The following is a 22,402-nucleotide window of genomic DNA, read 5'->3' as shown; positions in this document are numbered from 1 at the left end:
ATCCCCAACAGGCGCTCTCCCGAAAGGAGCGCACCGGCCGTCCTCATGCCATCCGCCGGACGACGGGGCCGCTCAGCGGGCACCGGCGGACAGTGAGCGCAGGACCTCCACATCGACCTCATGCAGCGACTCGACGACAAGACGGCCCGGCGCACCGGGAATCGGCAGCACGCTCGGCACCGCCACCACCCGGCAGCCCGCCGCGGTAGCCGATGTCACCCCATTCGGGGAATCCTCCAGCGCGACGCAGCGGGCCGGATCCACGCCCAGCAGACGGGCCGCCGTCAGGTAGGGCTCGGGATCGGGCTTGCTCCTCGCGACATCGTCACCGGTGACCACGTGGTCGAAGTGATGCCTGCCGATGCTCCGCAGGCACGCCTCGGCGATCAGCCGTGCCGAGGAGGTGACCAGGGCGGCGGCCAGGCCCTCCCCGTGCACCCCCGCCAGCAGTTCGGCGGCGCCCGGCATCATCTCCACACCACCGGCGAGCCTGGAGATCATGCCTTCCACCATCCAGCTCTCCACCTCCTCGGGAGCGGCGCTCCCGCCGGAGACCCGGAGCATGTACGCCACGGCCGCCGACATCGAGCCGCCCACCATGTTCTCCTGGTGGGTGGCCCCCCACTCGCCGCCGAGCCGCTCCATCACCTCGGTCTCGACCTGGAACCAGATCTTCTCGCTGTCGACGAGAAGCCCATCCATGTCGAAGAGAACCGCTTCCATACCCTTGTAGCCCTTCCGGCAGACGGTCACACGTTGAAGTAGTTGGCCTCAGGGTGATGGACGATCAGCGCGGACGTCGACTGTTCGGGGTGGAGCTGGAACTCCTCGGACAGCTCGACACCGATTCTGGACGGGTCGAGCAACCCCATCAGCTGGACCTGATCCTCCAGGTTGGGGCAGGCCGGGTAGCCGAAGGAGTAGCGGCAGCCCGTGACGTTGACCTTGAGCATGTCCTCCAGGGACTCGTCACCGCCGATGCCCAGTTCGGTGCGCACCCGCGCGTGCCAGTACTCGGCCAGGGCCTCGGTCAGCTGCACCGACAGACCGTGCAGCTCCAGGTAGTCGCGGTAGGCGTCCTTGGCGAACAGCTCGGCCGCCGCCTCGGAGACCCGGTTGCCCATCGTCGCGACCTGGAAGGCGACGACGTCGACCTCACCGGAGTCCTTGGAGCGGAAGAAGTCGGACAGGCACAGGTGCCGGTCGCGGCGCTGGCGCGGGAAGGTGAACCGGGTGCGCTCGTTGCCCCCCTCGTCCAGGATGATCAGCGAGTCGCCGTCGCTGACGCACGGGAAGTAGCCGTAGACGACCGCCGCCTCCAGCAGGCCCTCGGTCTGCATCCGCTCCAGCCACATCCGCAGGCGCGGCCTGCCCTCGGTCTCGACCAGTTCCTCGTAAGAGGGCCCGTCACCACCGCGGGCGGCCTTGAGGCCCCACTGGCCCATGAACGTCGCCCGCTCGTCAAGGAACGCGGCGTACTCCGCGAGCGGTACGCCCTTGATGACGCGCTCGCCGAGGAAGGGCGCCGCCGGCACCACGTTGTCGACGGCCACGTCGGAGCGGGCCGGCAGCTCCTCCACCGGCGTCCTGACCAGCGTGGCTCCGGTCTTGACCCGGCGCTCGCGCAGCGGCGGCAGGCTCGCGCCCTTCTCGCCGCGCTTGACCGCCATGAAGGCGTCCATCAGGCGCAGTCCCTCGAAGGCGTCGCGGGCGTAGCGGACCTCGCCCTGGAAGAGTTCCGCGAGGTCCTGCTCGACGTAGGCACGGGTCAGCGCGGCCCCGCCGAGCAGCACGGGGAACCTGTCGGAGATGCCCCTGGAGTTCATCTCCTCCAGGTTCTCCTTCATGACCACCGTGGACTTCACCAGCAGCCCGGACATGCCGATGACATCGGCCTTCTTCTCCTCCGCGGCCTCCAGGATGACCGACACCGGCTGCTTGATGCCGAGATTGACGACCTCGTAGCCGTTGTTGGAGAGGATGATGTCGACCAGGTTCTTGCCGATGTCGTGCACGTCGCCCTTGACCGTGGCGAGCACGATGCGGCCCTTGGTCTCGCCCTCGACCCGGTCCATGTGCGGCTCCAGGTAGGCGACCGAGGTCTTCATCACCTCGGCCGACTGGAGCACGAACGGCAGCTGCATCTGGCCGGAGCCGAACAGCTCGCCGACGGTCTTCATGCCGTCGAGCAGCACGTCGTTGACGATCTCCAGGGCGGGGCGCTGGGCGAGGGCCTCGTCGAGGTCGGCCTCCAGGCCCTTGCGCTCGCCGTCGACGATGCGGCGCTTGAGCCGCTCCCACAGCGGCAGCGCGGCGAGTTCCTCGGCCTTGCTCGCCTTGAGAGCCGCGGCGTCGACGCCGTCGAACAGCTCCATGAACCGCTGCAGCGGGTCGTAACCCTCCCTGCGCCGGTCGTAGACCATGTCCAGGGCGACCTGGCGCTGCTCCTCGGGGATGCGCGCCATCGGCAGGATCTTGGAGGCGTGCACGATCGCCGCGTCGAGGCCGGCGTTGACGCACTCGTTGAGGAAGACCGAGTTGAGCACGATGCGGGCAGCGGGGTTGAGACCGAACGACACGTTCGACAGGCCCAGTACCGTCTGCACCCCGGGGTGGTGCCGCTTGATTTCCTTGATCGCCTCGATCGACTCCAGCGCGTCGCGCCTGGTCTCCTCCTGGCCGGTGGCGATGGGGAAGGTGAGCACGTCGACGAGGATGTCCTCGACGTTCATGCCCCACTTCGTGGTCAGGTCCTCGATGAGGCGCAGCGCGATCCGGACCTTCCAGTCGGCGGTGCGCGCCTGGCCCTCCTCGTCGATGGTCAGGGCCACCACGGCCGCGCCGTACTCGCGTACCAGCGTCATGTTCCTGTGGAAGCGCGACTCGACGCCGTCGCCCTCCTCGTAGTTGACCGAGTTGACGACCGCGCGCCCGCCGAGCATCTGCAGCCCGGCCTCCAGCACGGCGGGCTCGGTGGAGTCGAGGACGATCGGCAGCGTGGAGGCGGTGGCGAAGCGGAAGGCCAGCTCCTTCATGTCGGCCACGCCGTCGCGCCCCACGTAGTCGACGCAGAGGTCGAGCATGTGCGCGCCGTCGCGGGCCTGCGCCCGCGCGATCTCCACGCACTCCTCCCAGTCCTGGGCGAGCATCGCCTCCCGGAATGCCTTGGAACCGACGGCGTTGGTGCGCTCGCCGATGGCCATGTACGAGATGTCCTGGCGGAAGGGGACGCTCTGGTAGAGAGAGGAGGCACCGGCCTCGGGGCGGGGCCGGCGCGGGGCCGTCTCCTGCCCGCGTACCCTCTCGACGACCCGGCGCAGGTGCTCGGGCGTGGTACCGCAGCAGCCGCCGACGAGGGAGAGGCCGTAGTCGCGGGTGAAGTTCTCGTGCGCCGAGGCCAGTTCCTCGGGGCTCAGCGGGTAGTAGGCGCCATCGGAGGTCAGCACGGGCAGTCCGGCGTTGGGCATGCACGAGAGGCGGACCCGGGCGTGGCGGGCCAGGTAGCGGAGGTGCTCGCTCATCTCGGCGGGACCGGTCGCGCAGTTCAGGCCGATCACGTCGACGCCGAGCGGCTCGATCGCGGTCAGTGCCGCGCCGATCTCCGAGCCCAGCAGCATCGCGCCGTTGGTCTCGATGGTCACCTGGGCGATGATCGGCACGTCCCGGCCGGCGTCGGCGATGGCCCGGCGTGCGCCGATCACCGCCGCCTTGACCTGGAGCAGATCCTGGGAGGTCTCGATGATCAGGGCGTCGGCGCCACCGCCGACCAGCCCCGCGGCGTTGTCGTAGTAGGCGTCGCGCAGCACGGCGTACGGCTTGTGCCCGAGAGTCGGGAGCTTGGTGCCGGGGCCGATGGAGCCGAGCACGAAGCGCGGCCGCTCGGGGGTGGACCAGGCGTCGGCCGCCTGCCGGGCGACGCGGGCACCGGCCTCCGAGTACTCGAAGACCCGTTCGGAGATGTCGTATTCACCGAGAGCCGAAAGGTTGGCCCCGAAGGTGTTGGTCTCGACGCAGTCGACCCCCACCTCGAAGTAGGCCTCGTGCACGGCGCGGACGATGTCGGGGCGGGTGACATTGAGCACCTCGTTGCAGCCCTCGTGGCCCTGGAAGTCGTCCAGGGTGACGTCGTGGGCCTGAAGCATCGTCCCCATGGCCCCGTCGGCGACCATCACGCGCTCGGCCAGGACTTCACGGAAAGACGGGGTGCTTGTCATGAGACAAGAGTACTGGGATCCGCATGGCCGTTATTGTTGCCGACAGCAATTGAACTTCCTGTCCAATTAACACGGCCACCCCTGTGAGGCACCGATGGCGACCTACCGCACCGTCCTTGTCGGCACCGACGGCTCCACCTCCTCCTTCGGCGCGGTCTCCTCGGCCGCCTCCCTCGCCGCCGCCACCGGCGCCGACCTGATCCTGGCCTGCGCCTACTCCCCCATGCGCGAGCGCGACCGCAACGCCGCCGCCGACGTCCTCGGCGACCTCTCCTACAAGGTGACCGGCTCCACCCCGGCGGACGACGCCCTGCGCGCCGCCCGGGAGCACGCGGTCGCCGCGGGCGCCCGGACGATCGAACTGGCCGCTGAGGAGGGTGACGCGGTGGACGTGCTGGTGTCGCTCGCCGGCAGGCGCGGGGCCGATCTCGTGGTCGTCGGCAACCGGGGGCTCAACAGCCTGGCGGGGCGTCTGCTCGGCTCGGTGCCGTCCGGCGTGTCCCAGCGCGCGGGCTGCGACGTCCTGATCGTCCACACCACATCCGGAAGGTGACGTGAAGGCCCCCTCACGGCATAGGCTTAGCCGGATAGGACGGTGCGGTGCGAAGGAGGGGGCGCGTGATCGAGATCGAAGGTCTGCCCGAGCTCGTCGACCCGGTGATGATCGCCGCGTTCGAGGGGTGGAACGACGCGGGCGAGGCCTCGAGCGGAGTGATCGCGCACCTCGAGGGCGAGTGGAAGGCGACCCCGCTGATCTCCCTGGACCCCGAGGAGTACTACGACTTCCAGGTGACCCGCCCGATCGTCGAGATGGGCGAGGGGCTGACGCGCTCCATCACCTGGCCGACCACGAAGCTGTCGGTGGCCAGGCCGCCGGGCGTCGACCGCGACGTGGTGCTGCTCCGCGGCATCGAGCCCAACATGCGCTGGCGCGCTTTCTGCGAGGAGATCGTCCTGATCTGCCGGGAGCTGGGGGTCGAGCTGGCGGTTCTGCTCGGCGCGCTGCTCAACGACTCGCCGCACACCCGTCCGGTGCCGATCGTGGGATCGGCGACCGACGAGGGGCTGGCCAGGGCGATCAACCTGGAGCTGAGCCGCTACGAGGGACCGACCGGCATCGTCGGCGTGCTCCAGCAGTCCCTGGGCGCGGCCGGGCTGCACGCCGTGTCGCTGTGGGCCTCGGTGCCGCACTACGTGGCCCAGCCCCCCAACCCGAAGGCCACCATGGCACTGCTCAGCCGGATGGAGGACCTGCTCGACATCCCGATGCCGCTGGGCGAGCTGGCCGAGGAGTCCCGGGCCTGGGAGCACGGCGTCGACGAGCTGGCCTCTCAGGACAGCGAGGTCGCCGAGTACGTCAAGGAGCTGGAGGAGCGCAAGGACGCCGCCGAGCTGCCCGAGGCCAGTGGTGACGCCATCGCCGCCGAGTTCGAGCGCTACCTGCGCCGGCGCGACCGCGACTCCGACGGCTGAGCCCGCGGCCGGCGGTCACCACCGGCCGTTCCTCTCCGCCAGGACCGGGCGCGCGGAGGCCAGGCGCCTCCGGCCCGAGTCCAAGGTCACCGGTGCCGGGCACGCCTGGTCGAACCGGGCCCACACCAGCGCGGCCAGGTCGGCGTCCACCCCCAGGGGGGCGGCGACCAGGTCGGCGCCGGACGCCTCCAGACGGTCCTGGAAGAAGCCCGGGGCCAGGAGGTAGGAGGCGAGCGCGATCCGCGGCGCGGGTCCTGAGCGCAGCCGCTCCAGGGCCTCGGCGATCGAGGGGGTGCCCGTGGCGGCGAAGGCCGCGGTGACGGGGCGGGAGAGCCGGACCGAAAGCAGCCGGGCCGCCGCCCGCACGTCGGCCAGCGCCGCGGGGTCGGACGACCCCGCGGCTCCCAGGATCACCGAGTCCGCCGCCCTCAGCCCCGCGGCGGCCAGTCGTCTGGCGAGCACGGCCGCGAGCAGCGGATGCGGCCCCAGCGGGGCCGTCACCGTGGCGTCCGGCCTGGCCGCGGCCACCACCGCGGGCAGGTCGATGTGGACGTGGTAGCCGCCCGCCAGCAGCAGCGGGACCACCACGACAGGGCCGGGCACGCGGGCGAGCACGTCGGCCAGCGGGGGTGAGCTGATCTCCAGGAACGCCTGCTCGACGCGCGTTCCCCGGCGGCCCTCGCGTACCAGGTCACGCAGACCGGCCAGGGTCTCCTCCCCCCTCGCGCTGCGCGTCCCGTGCCCGGCGAGGACCAGCGTCGTCACAGGCCTTCGCCCCGGTCGCAGGCCAGGCGGTAACCGCGTTTGACGACCGTCTCGACGATTCCCGAGGGGCCGAGCGCCCGGCGCAGGCGGGTGATGGCCATCTCGACCGCGTGCTCGGCCGAGTCCCGCGACGGGCCGCCGGGGAGCACCGTCCGCAGGTCGGAGCGGGCCACCACGTGCCCGGGTTTGTCGGCCAGGCGCTTGAGCACCGCCATCGGCGCCGGCGGCAGCGGCTTCAGCTCGCCGTCCACCGCGACGGCGTGACCGCGGATCTCCAGCCGGTGGCCGCCCGCGACCAGGCGGGTGACGCTGTGCTCGGGCAGGTGCCTGGCGAGGGTACGGGCCAGCGTGCCCAGGCGGGAGCGCTCGGGCTGCACGGTGGGCACCCCGCGTGCCTCCAGGGGCCCGGCGGTGACCGGGCCCACGCAGGCGGCGACGACCGGCCCCGCGAAGGCCGCGACCAGTGCGTCCTCCAGGCCGTCCGCGCGGGCCGAGTTGAGCATGGCCAGCACGGCCGGGGCACTGGTGAAGGCCACCGCGTCCACCCCGCCGGAGATCGCCTGGCTGACCAGGCGGCGCAGCGGCGACACGTCCCGGTAGGGCAGCCACCGGTAGACCGGCACCTCGATGACCTCCGCGCCGGCTTCGCGCAGTGCGGCCACGAAGCCGGTCAGCGGCTCCCCGTGCAGCTGCACGGCGATGCGGCGGCCGCGCAGGTCCTGGGCCAGGAGGTGCTGTTTGACCTCCTCGCACGACTCCGTGGACGGGGTCCAGTGGTCGTTCAGCCCGGCGGCCCTGACCGCGCCGCGGGCCTTGGGCCCGCGGGTCAGCAGCCGTGCGGAGGTCAGGTGCTCGGCGAGGTCGCCCGCCAGCCCCCAGCCCTCGGCGGCGGCCATCCATCCCCGGAAGCCGACGCCGGTGGTGACCACCACGTCGTCGATCGGGGCGGACAGGCCGGCCCGCGTCGCGGCCAGCAGGTCGGCGTCCTCGGCCAGGGGTACCAGGCGGATCGCGGGGGCGCGCACCACCCTGGCGCCCCTGCGTTCCAGCAGCGCGCAGAACTCCTCACGCCGCCGGGTGGCGGTGACCCCGATCGTGAACCCGGCCAGCGCGTCGGGCGCGGTCTCGGGAGAGTCGACGGGGCTGTCCAGAACGGCGATGCTCATCTGTCGTTCACCACTCCTCGCTTGATCTTCTTCAGGTATCCGGCCGCCTGCGGGCTCACCCCGTGCCCACCTCCACCGTTTCGCCGGTGAGGCGGACCGGGTAGGTCGGCACGGCCGTCGCGGGATCGTCCAGGCACACCCCCGTCGCAAGGGAGAAAGCCTGCTTGTGCATGGGGGAGACCACCACCGGCTCGCCGGCCCTGGTGCCCATGATCCCGCGGGACAGGACGTGGGCACCGCTGAACGGGTCACGGTTGCCGATCGCGAACAGGGTGCCGTCGAAGGCACGGAACAGCGCGATCTGACGACCGCCGACGAGCGCGCACACGCCACGCTCGGGCAGCAGGTCCGGGTAGGAGCAGACCGGCGTCCAGCCGGCCTGCTCCAGCTCTTCGCTCAGGGCGGTCATCGGTGAGTGCCTCTCCTCGGGATGTCGGCGGTGGCGGGCCGGAGCGGGCCTCCCAGCGCGCCGGCGGGGGATGTGGGACATGGGGGCGGCTGGTCAGGAACGGACCACCTCCAGTGGGATGAGGACCGGTCTCACCTGGTCACGCTGGGGTTCGAAGGCGATCGAGGGGTCCGGTGTGCCGGGGGCGTTGATGAAGGAGACGAACCGCCGTAGCCTCTCCGGGTCCTCGATCGTGGCGCGCCACTCGTCGGCGTAGCCGGCCACATGCCGCTCCATCTGCGCCTCCAGGTCGGCGCAGATCCCGAGGGAGTCCTCCAGGACGACCTCCCTGACGTAGGCCGGCCCCTGTGCCTCCAGCCAGGCGGAGGTGCGCTGCAGGCGGTCGGCGGTACGGATGTAGAACATCAGGAACCGGTCGATGACGCGGACCAGTTCCTCGGTGCCCAGATCGGAGGCGAACAGGTCGGCGTGGCGCGGGCTGAAGCCGCCGTTGCCGCCCACGTAGAGGTTCCAGCCTCGCTCGGTGGCGATGACGCCGAAGTCCTTGCCCCTGGCCTCGGCGCACTCGCGGGCGCAGCCGGAGACCGCCGACTTCAGCTTGTGCGGCGAGCGCAGCCCCCGGTAGCGCAGCTCCAGCGCGATGGCCAGGCCGACGGCGTCCTGCACGCCGTACCGGCACCAGGCCGAGCCCACGCAGGACTTCACGGTGCGCAGCGCCTTGCCGTACGCGTGCCCGGACTCGAAGCCCGCGTCCACCAGGCGCTTCCAGATCAGCGGAAGTTGCTCCACGCGGGCCCCGAGCAGGTCGATCCGCTGCCCGCCAGTGATCTTGGTGTACAGGCCGAAGTCGCGGGCCACCTCGCCGATCACGATGAGCCCGTCCGGGGTGATCTCCCCACCGGGGACGCGCGGCACCACCGAGTAGGTGCCGTTGCGCTGGATGTTGGCCAGGAAGTGATCGTTGGTGTCCTGCAGGGCGGCCTGCTCTCCGTCGAGGATGTGGCCGCCGCCGAGCGAGGCGAGGATCGAGGCGACCACCGGCTTGCACACGTCACAACCGCGCCCGGTGCCGTGCTCGGCGATCAGCTGGGAGAACGTCGTGATGGCGCGCACCCGGACGATGTCGAACAGCTCCGCCCTGCTGTACGCGAAGTGCTCGCACAGAGCCTTGGAGAGTTCGACGCCCGATTTGACGAGAATCTGGTTGAGCATCGGGACGCAGCTGCCGCAGGTGGTGCCCGCGCGGGTGCAGCCCTTGATCCCGGCGACGTCGGTGAGGCCGTGCTCGGCGACGGCGGCGCGCACCTGGCCCTTGGTGACGTTGTTGCAGGAGCAGACCTGCGCGTCGTCGGGAAGCTCCACGCTCGCCGGGCCACCGCTGAACAGCAGCTCGCTCGGCGATCCCGGCAGATCGCGGCCGACGAAGGGCTTCAGGGTGTTGTACGGGGTGGCGTCGCCGACGCAGATCCCGCCGAGCAGGGTGCGCGCGTCGTCGCTGACGAACAGCTTCTGGTAGACCCCGCCCACCGGATCCATGAAGGTCACGTCCAGCGCGCCGTCCATGGCGCCGAACTGGGCGACCTCCACACCGAGCAGTTTGAGCTTGGTGGAGAGATCCGCACGGGTGAAGACCGCCCCGCCGCCGAGGATGCGGTCGGCGGCGACCTCGGCCATCGTGAAGCAGGGGCCGACCAGCCCGTAGACCACGCCCTCGTGCGACGCGCACTCGCCGATCGCGTAGATCGCCGGGTCGGCGGTGCGCATCCGATCGTCCACGACGATCCCACCGCGCCCGCCAACCTCCAGGCCGGCCTGCCTGGCCAGCTCGTCACGGGGCCTGACCCCGGCGGAGAAGACCACGATCTGCGCCTCGACGGTCTCCCCGTCCGGCTTGACCAGGCCCGCCACCCGCCCGTCCGGGCCCGCGACGATCTCCTGCACACCCGCCTCGGTGTGCACCCTCAGGCCGAGCCCCTCCACGTGACCGCGCAGCACCGCGCCGCCGCCCTCGTCGACCTGGCGGGGCATGAGCCAGCCGCCCATCTCCACCACGTGCGTCGACAGGCCCAGGCCACGCAGGGCGTCGGCGGCCTCCAGCCCCAGCAGCCCGCCGCCGACCACGACGCCGCTCGTGGCGGCCGAGGCGGCCTCCCTGATCGCGTCGAGATCGTCGATCGTGCGGTAGGTGAAGCAGCCGTCCAGTTCCCTGCCCGGCACCGGCGGCACGAACGGGCTGGACCCGGTGGCCAGCACCAGCACGTCGTACGGCTCGCGATGGCCGTCCGCGGTGATGACCTCCTTCGTCCGCCTGTCGATGTCGACGACCCTGGACGACAGGCGCGGCACGACCCCCTCCGGCACCGGGTAGGTGAGATCCTCAACGCTTCTGCCCGCCAGGTAGGAGGTCAGCGCCACCCGGTCGTAGGCCGGTCTGGGCTCCTCCCCCAGCACCGTGATCCGGCCCGTGAACCCCTTGGCGACCAGGGCCTCGACCAGCCGGTGCGATGTCGGTCCGTTTCCCACCACGACAAGTCGTGACATGATCGCGCTCGCCCTTCCGTCCGCTTCGTCTGCCCGTCCCCGATGGATCGTCCCGCTCACCGGGCGGGGCGGCTCCGTGTCCGTCCGGCGCCCGGCCGTTCCCCCGCCTCCAGCGCCGGTCACGCCGAGACTCCTTCCTGCTCGCAGAGCCAGCCGACGATGCCCTCGACCGCGTCGCGGCAGCCGCCGCAGCCGGTGGTGGCGCGGGTGGCGGCGGCCACGGCCGCGACGTCCCTGGCGCCCGACTCCCAGCAGGCCCTGATCTGCCCCTTGGTCACGTCGTTGCACTGGCAGACCTTCGCCGCGTCCGGCATCCTGACCGGGCTCTCGGCTACCGCGTTGCCCTGCAGACCGGGGAAGAGCAGACCGGCCCGGTCTCCCGGCAGCGGCCCGCCCCGGTCGAACAACTGGGTGAGGTTGCCCACCGCCGACGTCTCACCGAGGAGGATCACGCCGACCAGGCGGCCGTCGCGGATGACGAGCTTGCGGTAGGTGCCCGCCGCCCGGTGGCTGAACCGCACGACCTCTGCGTCGTCCTCGGTCAGGTGCGTCTCGCCCATCGCGGCCAGTTCCACGCTCCTGGCCTTCAACCGGGTCACCAGCCGCGATCCCCGGTATCGGGCGGCCTTGTCGGCTCCCGTGACGATGTCGGCGACCACCGCGGCCTGCTCCCAGGCGGGCGCGACCAGCCCGTAGACCCTGCCCCGGTGCTCGGCGCACTCGCCGATCGCGAAGATCGACGGGTCGTCGGTGCGCATCTCGTCGTCGACGACGATCCCGCGCGCCACCTCCAGCCCGGCCTCGCGAGCCAGCCCGGTCACCGGGCGGACCCCGCAGGCGAGCACCACCAGATCGGCCTCGACCGTCTCGTCTCCCGCGAGCCGCACACCGTCGTCGAGGATCTCCTCGACCACGACGCCGGTCCTGGTCCTCACCCCCAGCGTGCCCAGGGTCTGGCCGAGCACCAGCCCGGCCTCGGCGTCCAGCTGACGGTCCATCAGGTGCCCGGCCAGATGCAGCAGCGTCACCGGCAGGCCGCGCCCGGCCAGGCCACGCGCCGCCTCGACTCCGAGCAGACCACCTCCGATCACCACGGCGTGCCGCGCCGCGCCGGCGGCCCGCAGGATCCTCCGGCAGTCGTCCATCGTGCGGAACGTGACGGCCCTGCCCGCCGCACCCGGTACCGGCGGCACGACCGCCTCGCTGCCTGTCGCCAGCACGAGGACGTCGTACGGCTCGCGCCTGCCCGTGGCGGTGAGCACGGCCCGGTTCTCCCGGTCCACGGCGGTCACCTCGACCCCGGGCAGCGCCGTCACCGAATGATCGGCGTACCAGGCCGGGTCGAGTAATCGCACCTGGTCGGGCGGCATCGTCCCGGCCACGACGTTCGACAGCAGCACGCGGTTGTAGGGCTGCGACTCCTCGGCCCCGAACACGGTCAGCCCGACGTGCCGGTCACGGGCACGGATCTCGCTCACCAGACGGGCGCCCGCCATCCCGTTGCCCACGACCACGATCCGGGTCATCCGGCACGCTCCACTCTGACCGCGCAGACTTTGAACTCCGGCATCCTCGACACCGGGTCCAGCGCGGGGTTGGTGAGCAGGTTGACGCCCGGCCAGTGGAACGGCATGAACACGGTGTCCTGCCGGATCGCCGGATTGACCCTGGCCGGCGCCTCGGTCGCGCCGCGCCGGCTGACCACCCGCAGCATCTCCCCCGGGGCCACGTCCAGGTGCTCGGCGAGGTCGGGGTGGAGTTCCACGAACGCCTCGGGTGCCGCCATGTTCAGTGTGGCGATCCGCCGGGTCTGCGCACCGCTCTGGTAGTGCGCGAGCACCCGTCCCGTCGTGAGATGGAGCGGATACTCCGGGTCGACGTCCTCCTCGGGCGGACGGTGCTCGACCGGCACGAACCGGGCGCGCCCGTCGGGCGTGGCGAAGCCGTCCAGGAAAGGCCGGGGAGTACCCGGGTGATCCTCGGCCGGGCAGGGCCAGAACACCCCGGTCTCGGCGGCGATCCGCTCATAGGTGATGCCGGCGTAGTCGGCGATCCCACCTGCCGAGGCCCGGCGGAGCTCATCGAAGACCTCGCGCGGATCGGCGGGGAAACCCTCGGCTCCGGCTGTCCCGCGCAGTCTCGTGGCGAGCCCCCGGAGAATCTCAAGGTCGCTCCGCACCCCTGACGGCGGGGCGGCCGCCTGGCGGCGGAGCAGCACCCGGCCTTCCAGATTCGTCATGGTGCCGCTCTCCTCGGCCCACTGGGTGGTGGGCAGCACGACGTCGGCCATCGCGGCGGTCTCCGACAGGACCAGGTCCGAGACCACGAGCAGGTCCAGTGAGCCGAGCCGCTCGGCGACGTGCCCGGCACGCGGCGCGGAGACCAGCGGGTTGGAGCCGAACAGCAGCAGCGCCCGGGGGCCGCCGCCGGTGCCGAGCGCGTCCAGCAGTTCGTAGGCGGAGCGGCCGGGTCCCGGCAGGTCATCGGGGTCGACGCCCCACACGGCGGCGACGTGGGCGCGGGCCGCCGGATCATCGATCCTGCGGTAGCCGGGGAGCTGGTCGGCCTTCTGCCCGTGCTCGCGGCCTCCCTGCCCGTTGCCCTGCCCGGTGACACAGCCGTAACCCGACCCCTCGCGCCCCGGCAGCCCGAGGGCGAGCGCGAGGTTGACGAACGCGCTGACGGTGTCGGTGCCCTTGGCGTGCTGCTCGGCGCCGCGCCCGGTGAGGATCGCCGCCCGGCTCGCGCCCGCGAGGATCGCGACCGCGGCGCGCATCCGGGCGACCGGCACACCGGTGATCCGTTCCACTCGCTCGGGCCACCAGGCCGCGACCGAGGTGCGGACCGCGTCGAACCCGCTCGTCCTGGCGGCCACGTATGCCTCGTCGACATCACCTTCGGCGACCACGATGTGCAGCAGGCCCAGGGCCAGAGCCAGGTCGGTGCCGGGGGTCGGCTGCAGGTGCAGGTCGGCCTGCCGGGCGGTCGCGGTGACCCGCGGGTCGATGACGATCAGCCGGCCGCCCGCCGCGCGCATCGCGGTGAGGTGACGGACGAACGGCGGCATGGTCTCGGCCACGTTTCCGCCCGCGATCAGGACCGCGTCGGCGCGGGCGAGGTCGGTGATCGGGAAGGGCAGACCACGGTCCATCCCGAAGGCTCGGTTGGTGGCCGCGGCGGCCGAGGACATGCAGAACCGGCCGTTGTAGTCGATCTGGCTGGTCCGCAACACCACCCGGGCGAACTTGCCGAGCAGGTACGCCTTCTCGTTGGTGAGGCCGCCGCCGCCGAACACGGCCACGCCGTCGGGGCCGTGTTCGGCCTGGACGGCACGTATCCGGTCGGCGACAAAGCCGAGCGCCTCGTCCCAGCCGACCTCCTCGCCGTGCAACAGCGGGGTGGTCAGCCGCTCGCCGGTGAGAAGCTCACCGGCGGTCCAGCCCTTCTGGCACAGTCCTCCCGCATTGGCCGGGACGTCGTGACGCGGAGTGATCGTGACGGTCTCGTCCACCGCGACGTTCATGCCGCACTGCAGAGCGCAGTAGGGGCAGTGCGTCGCCGTCCCACCCTTCACAGGTGTCTGGGGGGGAAGTGAGACCGGCATGGGTCCGATGGTGCTTTCAGGCGGTTTCACCGTGAGGTCTCCCCTGTTACCGATGTGCTACAAGCCACTAACCGTGTTCACATTCGCAATGAGGTGGATGTGAGTTATCCGTCGGCCCGGCCGGTGCCGGATGTGAGCACGGCGGGTGCCGGGCCTGGCCGGCGCTCACACCCGGGCCGCCGCCAGGCTCGGCGCACTGCCTGCGGCACGCAGGTAACAGGCCCAGGTGATGACCGCGCACACCAGGTAGAAGGAGGCGAAGGAGGCCAGTGCGGCCCCCGCCCCGCCGGTCGCGGCGATGGAGCTGCCGAATCCGCGGTTGATGAAGAACCCGCCGAAGGCACCGATCACGGAGATGATTCCGATGGCCGCGGAGGCGTCCCGCTTCCCGACGGCCACGGCGGCGTCGTGAGCGGCCGTGCCCGGGGTGACGCCCGCGACCGCCTTGGCCCGGAAGATCGCCGGAATCATCCGGTAGGTGGAGCCGTTGCCGATACCGGTGGTGGCGACCAGGAGCATGTAGGCACAGAAGAACAGCGCGAAGCCGCGCTGGGACAGCCCCTGCCAGACCAGCACCGCCGCGCCCGCCATCGCGGCGAAGTTGACGAACGTCACCCGCGCCCCGCCGAGCCGGTCCGACAGCCAGCCGCCCATCGGGCGGACCAGGGAGCCGAGCAGCGGGCCGAGGAAGGCCAGCCAGACCAGCGAGGCCTGCTCGGGAAACTGGCTCTTGATGAGCAGCGGGAACGCGGTGGAGTAGCCGATGAAGGAGCCGAACGTACCGATGTACAGGACTGACATGATCCAGGTCTGGACCCGGCCGACGACCTTCAACTGGTCCGCGGGACTGGCCTTGGCCGAGGTCAGGTTGTCCATGAAGAAGTAGGCGCCCACCGCGGCGGCCAGGATGAAGGGAATCCAGAACAGCCCCGCGGCGGCCAGCCCGAACGCCCCGATCACCAACGGCATGAGAAGTTGGACGGAACTGACCCCGATGTTGCCGCCGGCCGCGTTGAGCCCGAGCGCGGCCCCCTGCCTGTCCCGGGGATAGAAGTGGGTGATGTTGGCCATGCTGGAGGCGAAGTTGCCGCCGCCCAGCCCCGCCGTGGCCGCGATGGCGAGGAACACCCAGTAGGGGGTGCCGGGGTCGCCGACCGCGACGGCCAGCAGCACCGCGGGCACGAGCAGGAGCAGAGCGCTGACCACCGTGAAGTTCCGGCCGCCGAACCTGGCCGGGGCGAAGGTGTACGGGATGCGCAGCGCCGAGCCGACCAGGTTGGGCAGGGCGACGATCCAGAAGAGCTGGTCGGTGGAGAAGTCGTAGGAGCCGAGTTGCACGGCCACGATGCTCCAGACGGTCCACAGCGTGAACCCGAGGTGCTCGGCGAAGATGGAGAAGACCAGGTTCCGCCTGGCCACCTTCCGGCCGTGCTCCTGCCAGAAATCCGGATCGTCGGGCCGCCAGTCGCTGATCCAGGGCCTCATCGTCTGTCCTCCTGTGGTTTCGGGGGGCTTCGATCCCCGAAACTAGGAGGGCGGCGTTACGCACATTCACTGTCTGTGATGGTGCACCGGTTACACGTAACTAACCCTGGAAATACGCAATGCACACGCCGCACACTCGCAACACTCCGGAAACCCGGAAGGTGCGGGAAGCCGGCGACCGTTCGGTCACGAACACGCTCTGTCACGATCCCGGGCCCCCAGGGCAGCGGCGCGGCCGGCTCCTGGAGTGTGATCGCGCTCACGGTCACGCCGCCCGGAGATGCGGTAAGGCGTGGGCCGGTCGGAGCGCGCCCACCGAAGCACACTCACAAGTAACGGCAATGGTTGAGCCGGTGCGACAACGGGAACCGTCACCGGTGCCGATTCATCCGCCTCGGGGAGTGCGCGTGGCCGTCCAGCCGATCCGACTGTTCGACGATCCCGTGCTGCGCACGGTGGCCGAGCCTGTGACCACCTTCGACCGCGCGTTGCGCGTCCTGGTGAAGTCGCTCCAGGCCACGATGCGTGCCGGCACGGGCCGCGCGGGACTCGCCGCCCCGCAGATCGGCGTCCCGCTCAGGGTCGTCGTCTACGAGTTGGACGGCAAGTCCGGCCACCTGGTCAACCCGCGCCTGGAACTGTCCGAGCGAAGGATCGTGGCCGACGAGGCGTGCCTGTCCGCCCCCGGCCACTGGTGGCCACTGGAACGCTCCTACATGGTCACGGCCCGCGGTCGTGACATGTTCGGCAAACCCGTCACCGTCCGGGCCCTGGGCATGCTGGCCCGCGTTCTCCAGCACGAGGCCGATCACCTCGACGGCACCCTCTTCATCGACCGCCTCCCCGAGGAGGAGCGGGAACGCTTCCTCGCCTCGATCTCTTGACTTGCACGCCTCACAACTGTCCGATAGAGTGTTGCAGTTGCAGTCGTAGTTCTCAGCTTAGCCTTATCATCTCAAGTGCTTATGAGAAGTCCGCCGACAGCGGACGTTACAGTTTCTCCGGATGGTTTCCGCGGGTGCATGGTAGGGTCCGCAACGCAGCCCCGTGCCGCCGACCTGGTGGTTCGGTGAGGCTCCCAATGAGGAGAAGTAGTTTTGTCTGAGGGCACCGTTAAGTGGTTCAACGCCGAAAAGGGCTTCGGATTCATCGCACCGGATGACGGCACCGCCGATGTCTTCGTGCACTACTCGGCTATCAACTCCAGCGGCTACCGCAGCCTGGAGGAGAACCAGCGTGTCAGCTTCGTCACCACGCAGGGCCAGAAGGGCCCGCAGGCCGACAAGGTCGAGCTCATCTGACCTGGTTTGACCTCAAAGGCTTCGGGCTGAGCCCGCACCGCGCAAGCGGTGCGGGCTCAGTCATTTTCCGGCCCCTGCTCCACCGCCGGGGAGTGCTCTCCAGGCGGTCACCCGAAGAGCACTGGCCTCAGAGCGGGCAGGGCGGCTCTCAACGCGGCCGAGAGCCCCGGGCAGCGCCAGAGAGGGCCGGACACCCCGCCTTCAGAGCGCGACTCCGAGCAGCACGTCCGCGATCCGCCCGACAAGGAGCGGCGCGCCCGGGTCGCTGCCGCCCTCCGACAGGGCACGCTCGGCCCAGTCGTCGATGACCGCGAGGGCGCCGGGGGCATCCAGGTCGTCGGCCATCCGGGCACGGACCCTGTCGAGCACGACACCGGCGTCGGGACCGGTCTGCAGGCCCGCCGCCGAGCGCCAGCGCGCCAGCCGCACCTCCGCCAAGGCAAGCTGGTCGGAGGTCCACTCCCAGTCGGAGCGGTAGTGATGCGCCAGCAGGGCCAGCCGGATGGCCATCGGATCGGTCTCCCCGCGCAGGTGGGAGACGAAGACCAGGTTGCCCTTCGACTTGGACATCTTCTCGCCGTCCAGGGCGACCATGCCCGCGTGCACGTAGGCCTTGGCGAAAGGCCACTCGCCACACGCCACGTGGCCCTCGTGGGCGCCGCACTCGTGGTGCGGGAAGATCAGGTCGGAGCCCCCACCGGCGACGTCGAAACCACTGGACAGGTTCGCCAGAGCGATCGCGGTGCACTCGATGTGCCAGCCGGGCCTTCCCTGACCGAACGGCGAGGGCCAGGACGGCTCCCCCGGGCGCTCCGCACGCCAGAGCAGCCAGTCGAGCGGGTGCTTCTTGCCCGGGCGGTCCGGGTCCCCTCCGCGCTCGCCGAACAGGGCGAGCATCTGCTCCTCCGGGTAACCGGAGACGGCACCGAACTTGGGGGCCGCGGCCACGTCGAAGTAGACGTCACCCTCCAGGTCGTAGGTGGCGCCCTTGTCACGCAACAACTCGATCAGGGCCGCGACCTGGTCGATCACCTCGGTCACGGCGATGTAGTCGCGCGGCGGGAGGATGCGCAGCGCCTCCATGTCCGACCGGAACAGCTCGATCTCGCGCTCGGCGAGGTCACGCCAGTCGATGCCGGTCTGCTCCGCGCGTTCCAGCAGGGGGTCGTCAACATCCGTGGCGTTCTGGGTGAAGTGCACCTCGTGCCCGGCATCTCGCCAGGCCCGGTTGACCAGGTCGAAGGCGAGGTAGGTGTTGGCGTGGCCCAGATGGGTGGCGTCGTAGGGCGTGATGCCGCAGACGTACATCCGTGCCGTGGGACCCGGCTTTGTCGGGACGACATCTCGCACAGCGGTGTCGAAAAGCCGCAGCGGGACACCGGCACCGGGAAGCCGAGGAACCTTCGGCGCAGACCACGATCTCATAAAGTGAGCCTATCGAGCAGACAGACCACCCCGATCAGCTCGGGGTGGCGGATACAGAGGCATTCGTCTCAACTCCGCGAGGTGCCCAGATCATTCCGTGCGGACTTCACGGAAGGCGCCCGGATCACGGGGGGCGGCGGTGAAGTCGTAGCGGACGCCGCCCGGCGCCAGGGCGAGCAGGGTGACGGAGAGAGAGCCGAAGATCCGCCCGTCGGGCAGCTCATGATGAATGATCATGGACCGGAGGTCCTCAGGGGGAATCCCCGCCCCGGTGGCGAGTTCCCGCCACTCCTCCCAGGGGCCGTCGAGTTTCGTGGGACGGCCGGCCTTTGCGAACAGGGGGCGGAAGAACGCGACGCGCTCGTTCTCCTCACCGCGTTCCCAGCCGCTGTTGACGATCATGTGGGTTCCCGGAGGAAGGACGTCTCGCTCCAGCACGGCCCCATCCCAGTGCCACAGGCAGGCCCCGGTGGGATCGGCGCGCAGCAGGTGGAAGGGGTCATAGCGGTCAAGGTCGCTCTCCACCGGCCGGCCTCCGGCGGCCGCCAGGAGCGGGAGGTCACCGCGTGAGCGGCGCGTCTCCTCCGGGGCGAGCACGCCGTGCCCGTTGAGAAGGGCCCCGACCCTCCTGGCCCGGGGGTCGACGGCCAGCCAGGTACCGCCGCCCTGAAGGTCTCGACCGCCGATCAGGCCGGGCCGGTCCTTGTGCCAGTGTCCCGCCGGCGGAACCCAGGGACGGCCGGTGAACTCATCACGCACCCCGACCACGATCAGGGGGATCTCGGCGCTCGGATCGATGCTGACGACAACCGTGCACATGCCCGGAGGCTACGCCTCCGCCGCGAGCGGGCGCGGAGCGGGGTCCTTCACCGGCAAGGAGTCCGAGGTCACGGCACCTGCCAGCCGGGGGCTCAGATCGGCGGCCACGGGATCGCCGGCCACTCCTTGGAGGGGAGGGGGTGCAGGCCGGCGTCGAGAAGCCTGCGGACCCGCGACCAGGTCGCCTCGACCTCGGGGAGGGTGAGGAGTTCTCGGAGGCGGCGGCCGAGCCGCCCCTGCTCCAGGTCGCGTTCGAGGCGGGTCAGGACGTTCATGGCCTCGCGGGACAGGGGCTTGCCGCGCCACTGCCAGAGCACGGTGCGGAGCTTGTCCTCGGCGGAGAAGGAGACCCCGTGATCGACCCCGTAGACATGGCCGTCGGCGAGCGGCAGCAGGTGGCCACCCTTGCGGTCGGCGTTGTTGACGACGGCGTCGAAGACGGCCATCCGCCGCAGCGAGGGCTGGCGACTGCGGATCAGCACCATCAGGTCGATCTCGGGGTCGGTGTCGATCCAGAGCTGGCACATTCCCGGGCCGAACGGGCCGTCCCGGTAGACGGTGGGTGGCACGATCCGCCAGCCGATCGCCGCGGAGACCTCGTAGGCGGCGACCTCGCGGGCGGCCAGGGTCCCGTCGGGGAAGTCCCAGAGCGGGCGCTCCCCCCGTACCGGCTTGTACACACAGGCCGCCGCGAGCCCGCCGAGCCGGACCGAGCAGTAAAGCGTCATGTTGGTCGCCTCGACCAGGCGACCCGCCACATCCAGCCGTCCGTCACGGAGCAGACGCATCGCGGTCTCGTCGTCCAGCCCCGCGGCCGGCGCCGTGCTCAGCGTCGGCTCGCTCTCAGCGCTCATTCGCCTCCTCCACCAGATGAAGCGCTACTACCCCGGTAACCGTTGAGCCGCACACAAATATGCCCTTCGGCATCGAGAGGCTGGGCGCAGAGCGGGCAGGGCGGACGCCCGGCGGCGACGAGTGCCATGGCCCGCTTGGTGAAGGCCCTGGCGGCGCTTGGGCTGATGTGCACGCGCAGCACCGTGAGATCGGCGGACGAGGACGGCTCGAACTCCTCCTCGACCCCGGCCTCCTGGGCCTCGATGACCACCTGGTCGGCCTCGGGGTCCCAGGCCAGGGCCATGGTGCCGACGCGGAAGTCCTCACTGATCGGCACGTCGAGAGGGGCGTTGTCGGCCAGCGCGGCCGGAGCGACGGCGGGCACCGGGACACCGGCCTCGCCGCGCCGCAACACCTCGTCGAGCAGTTGGTCGAGGCGGTCGGCCAGCGCGGCCACCTGGAACTTCTCCAGCGCCACGGTGGTCAGCCTGCCCTGTCCCCGCGCCTGCAGGAAGAAGGTTCGTGAACCCGGTTGCCCCACGGCACCGGCCACGAATCTCTCGGGTGGATCGTAGTCGAAGACCGGCATAGCCCGACCTTACGTGGTCCCGGATCCGCCGCCGACTGCGGCATCACTCCCGGTGGGATTTTCTCCCCCGTCCTCGCCTTCCGAACCCTCCGCGAGGCGCAATCCAGCCATATCCCCACCCGTGTCGTTGAGCCTGAGCACGAAGGGGCGCAAGGGGGTGTAGCGAATGACGGTGAGCGAGGCCGGATCAGCGGTTATCCGTTGGAACTGGTCCAGATGCAGCCCCATGGCGTCGGCCACGATGGCCTTGATCACGTCTCCGTGGCTACAGACGAGGTAGACCGCCTTCGGGCCGAGACGCTCGTTCCATTCCCTGACCGCCGCCACGGCGCGGTACTGGACGGCCGGCAGAGATTCTCCCCCGGGGAACGTCACCGCGCTCGGATGGGCCTGCACCACCGGCCAGAGGGGGTCCTTGACGAGTTCGGCGATCGGGCGGCCCGTCCAGTCACCGTAACGGCACTCGCCGAAGCGCTCATCGGTCAGCACCTCCGCCCCCTGTCGCCCCTCGGCGACCGCCTGCGCGGTCTCCTGACAGCGTTCCAGCGGGCTGGAGACGATCGCGTCGAGCTCCAGCGAGGTCAGCCGGGCGGCGAGGGCCTTCGCCTGGGCCTGTCCCGCGTCGCTGAGGTGAACGTCCGGGGTCCATCCCGCGAGGACCGGACCGGTGAGGTGGGTAAGGCCGTGTCTGGCCAGCAACAAGGTCGTCACGCGGGCAAGTCTTGCAGCCCTCACTCCACTACTTTTAAGTGGCCGAGCGGTAATCTGGCCGGATCATGGAGCAGCGCTATGTGGGCCGGAGCGGCTTGTCGGTGTCCCGCCTGGGACTGGGGACGATGACGTGGGGGCGTGACACCGGCGCCGAGGAGGCCGCGGCGCAGCTCCGCATGTTCGCCGAGGCCGGCGGCACGCTCATCGACACCGCCGACGTCTACACGGGCGGCGACGCCGAACGGCTGCTCGGGCGGCTGCTGCGCGACTCGGTGCCGCGTTCGGAGCTGGTGCTGTCCACCAAGGCCGTGCTCACCCCCGCCGGGCGCAGACCCCGCGACGCCTCAAGGAAGCACCTGGTCGCCGCGATCGACGCCTCCCTGACCCGCCTGGGCGTCAACGAGGTCGACCTGTGGCAGCTGCACGCCTTTGATCCCGACGTCCCGCTGGAGGAGACCCTGGCCGCCGTGGACGCGATCGTGTCCTCCGGGCGGGCCGCGTACGCCGGGGTGTGCGACTACGCGGGCTGGCAGCTGGCGACCGCCGCCGTGGGGCAGCGGGCGGTTCCAGGACGGGTGCCGATCGTCGCGGCCCAGGTCGAGTACTCGCTCCTGGCCAGAGAGGCCGAGCGCGAACTGATCCCCGCCGCCGAGCATGTCGGCGCCGGGGTGCTCGCCTGGTCGCCGCTCGGGCGCGGGGTCCTCACCGGCAAGTACCGCACGGGCATCCCCGCCGACTCCCGGGCCGCCACCCCGCACTTCGCCGATTTCGTCACGCCCTACCTCGACGAGCGGTGCCGCCGGGTCGTGGAGTCGGTGACGACCGCCGCCGAAGGGCTTGGCGTCTCGCCGCTGTCGGTGGCCCTGTCGTGGGTACGCGACCAGCCGGGGGTGGCCTCCGCCATCGTCGGCGCCCGCACCCACGCGCAGCTGTCCGGGGTGCTCCAGGCCGAGGACCTGGCATTGCCCGTGGAGATAAGGGAAGCACTCGACGACGTGTCGGCCGACTGAGACGCCCGGGACGGAAACCGAACGAGAATTCGCCTCGCGTATCACTAGTCGATACC

The 22,402-nt window shown here is 70.8% G+C and carries 19 protein-coding genes; 5 read left to right on the top strand and 14 right to left on the bottom strand.

Annotated features, from left to right (window positions below; genetic code table 11):
* Positions 1 to 72: 72 nt before the first annotated feature.
* Together ABT061_RS19235 and metH are read right to left on the bottom strand one after the other, a co-directional pair.
* A complete protein-coding gene (locus ABT061_RS19235) occupies positions 73 to 723 on the bottom strand; it encodes an HAD family hydrolase (protein WP_350919178.1) in 651 nt (216 codons plus the stop codon).
* Between the two features lie 26 nt (positions 724 to 749).
* Positions 750 to 4,214 (bottom strand): methionine synthase, encoded by a 3,465-nt coding sequence (gene metH / locus ABT061_RS19230; protein ID WP_350919175.1) that lies wholly within the window; start codon positions 4,212 to 4,214, stop codon positions 750 to 752.
* A gap of 94 nt (positions 4,215 to 4,308) precedes the next feature.
* On the opposite strand from metH, the gene ABT061_RS19225 reads away from it, so the two are divergent.
* Positions 4,309 to 4,767: a universal stress protein gene (locus ABT061_RS19225; RefSeq protein ID WP_350919173.1), complete on the top strand. Its 459-nt coding sequence runs from the start codon at positions 4,309 to 4,311 to the stop codon at positions 4,765 to 4,767.
* Positions 4,768 to 4,832: 65 nt separating this feature from the next.
* On the top strand, positions 4,833 to 5,687 hold the full coding sequence (locus ABT061_RS19220; RefSeq protein ID WP_350919170.1) for a PAC2 family protein: 855 nt from the start codon (positions 4,833 to 4,835) through the stop codon (positions 5,685 to 5,687).
* Positions 5,688 to 5,702: 15 nt separating this feature from the next.
* Here the strand turns inward: ABT061_RS19220 and ABT061_RS19215 are convergent, their stop codons facing one another.
* From ABT061_RS19215 to ABT061_RS19185, 7 genes are all read right to left on the bottom strand, one after another.
* Positions 5,703 to 6,452, bottom strand: a complete 750-nt coding sequence (locus tag ABT061_RS19215) for a sirohydrochlorin chelatase (protein WP_350919167.1) — start codon at positions 6,450 to 6,452, stop codon at positions 5,703 to 5,705.
* A complete protein-coding gene (locus ABT061_RS19210; RefSeq protein WP_350919164.1) occupies positions 6,449 to 7,618 on the bottom strand; it encodes a uroporphyrinogen-III synthase in 1,170 nt (389 codons plus the stop codon). The genes ABT061_RS19215 and ABT061_RS19210 overlap by 4 nt, the downstream gene beginning before the upstream one ends.
* 55 nt (positions 7,619 to 7,673) lie before the next feature.
* Positions 7,674 to 8,027 carry a nitrite reductase small subunit NirD gene (gene nirD, locus ABT061_RS19205; RefSeq protein WP_350919161.1) on the bottom strand — a complete coding sequence of 118 codons (354 nt, stop codon included), beginning with the start codon at positions 8,025 to 8,027 and terminating at the stop codon, positions 7,674 to 7,676.
* 93 nt (positions 8,028 to 8,120) lie between these two features.
* Positions 8,121 to 10,568, bottom strand: coding sequence for a nitrite reductase large subunit NirB (gene nirB, locus ABT061_RS19200; protein ID WP_350919158.1), 2,448 nt, complete (start codon positions 10,566 to 10,568; stop codon positions 8,121 to 8,123).
* 119 nt (positions 10,569 to 10,687) lie between these two features.
* Positions 10,688 to 12,094, bottom strand: a complete 1,407-nt coding sequence (locus ABT061_RS19195; RefSeq protein ID WP_350919155.1) for an FAD-dependent oxidoreductase — start codon at positions 12,092 to 12,094, stop codon at positions 10,688 to 10,690.
* Positions 12,091 to 14,172 carry a molybdopterin oxidoreductase family protein gene (locus ABT061_RS19190; protein WP_350919152.1) on the bottom strand — a complete coding sequence of 694 codons (2,082 nt, stop codon included), beginning with the start codon at positions 14,170 to 14,172 and terminating at the stop codon, positions 12,091 to 12,093. The genes ABT061_RS19195 and ABT061_RS19190 overlap by 4 nt, the downstream gene beginning before the upstream one ends.
* Positions 14,173 to 14,337: 165 nt before the next feature.
* Entirely contained in the window at positions 14,338 to 15,657 is a 1,320-nt protein-coding gene (locus ABT061_RS19185) for an MFS transporter (RefSeq protein ID WP_350919149.1), read from the bottom strand.
* 407 nt (positions 15,658 to 16,064) lie between these two features.
* On the opposite strand from ABT061_RS19185, the gene def reads away from it, so the two are divergent.
* Positions 16,065 to 16,541, top strand: a complete 477-nt coding sequence (gene def, locus ABT061_RS19180; RefSeq protein WP_343961111.1) for a peptide deformylase — start codon at positions 16,065 to 16,067, stop codon at positions 16,539 to 16,541.
* Positions 16,542 to 16,754: 213 nt separating this feature from the next.
* Positions 16,755 to 16,958, top strand: a complete 204-nt coding sequence (locus ABT061_RS19175) for a cold-shock protein (protein WP_030904638.1) — start codon at positions 16,755 to 16,757, stop codon at positions 16,956 to 16,958.
* Positions 16,959 to 17,159: 201 nt separating this feature from the next.
* On the opposite strand, the gene mshC is transcribed toward ABT061_RS19175, so the two are convergent.
* The 5 genes from mshC to ABT061_RS19150 form a co-directional block, all read right to left on the bottom strand.
* Positions 17,160 to 18,383, bottom strand: a complete 1,224-nt coding sequence (gene mshC / locus ABT061_RS19170; protein ID WP_350919145.1) for a cysteine--1-D-myo-inosityl 2-amino-2-deoxy-alpha-D-glucopyranoside ligase — start codon at positions 18,381 to 18,383, stop codon at positions 17,160 to 17,162.
* A 90-nt stretch (positions 18,384 to 18,473) separates the two neighbouring features.
* Positions 18,474 to 19,202: an NRDE family protein gene (locus tag ABT061_RS19165; RefSeq protein ID WP_350919142.1), complete on the bottom strand. Its 729-nt coding sequence runs from the start codon at positions 19,200 to 19,202 to the stop codon at positions 18,474 to 18,476.
* Between the two features lie 92 nt (positions 19,203 to 19,294).
* Positions 19,295 to 20,056 (bottom strand): SCO1664 family protein, encoded by a 762-nt coding sequence (locus tag ABT061_RS19160; RefSeq protein WP_350919139.1) that lies wholly within the window; start codon positions 20,054 to 20,056, stop codon positions 19,295 to 19,297.
* Positions 20,053 to 20,625, bottom strand: a complete 573-nt coding sequence (locus tag ABT061_RS19155; protein WP_350919137.1) for a DUF3090 domain-containing protein — start codon at positions 20,623 to 20,625, stop codon at positions 20,053 to 20,055. Before ABT061_RS19155 ends, ABT061_RS19160 begins: the two co-directional genes overlap by 4 nt.
* Before the next feature lie 9 nt (positions 20,626 to 20,634).
* A complete protein-coding gene (locus ABT061_RS19150) occupies positions 20,635 to 21,336 on the bottom strand; it encodes a histidine phosphatase family protein (protein WP_350919135.1) in 702 nt (233 codons plus the stop codon).
* A gap of 65 nt (positions 21,337 to 21,401) precedes the next feature.
* On the opposite strand from ABT061_RS19150, the gene ABT061_RS19145 reads away from it, so the two are divergent.
* On the top strand, positions 21,402 to 22,346 hold the full coding sequence (locus ABT061_RS19145; RefSeq protein ID WP_350919132.1) for an aldo/keto reductase: 945 nt from the start codon (positions 21,402 to 21,404) through the stop codon (positions 22,344 to 22,346).
* The last annotated feature ends 56 nt before the right edge of the window (positions 22,347 to 22,402 follow it).

The sequence above is a fragment of the Streptosporangium sp. NPDC002544 genome (assembly GCF_040295965.1).
Taxonomy (GTDB): Bacteria; Actinomycetota; Actinomycetes; order Streptosporangiales; family Streptosporangiaceae; genus Streptosporangium.
This window is presented reverse-complemented; position numbering and strand designations above follow the sequence as displayed.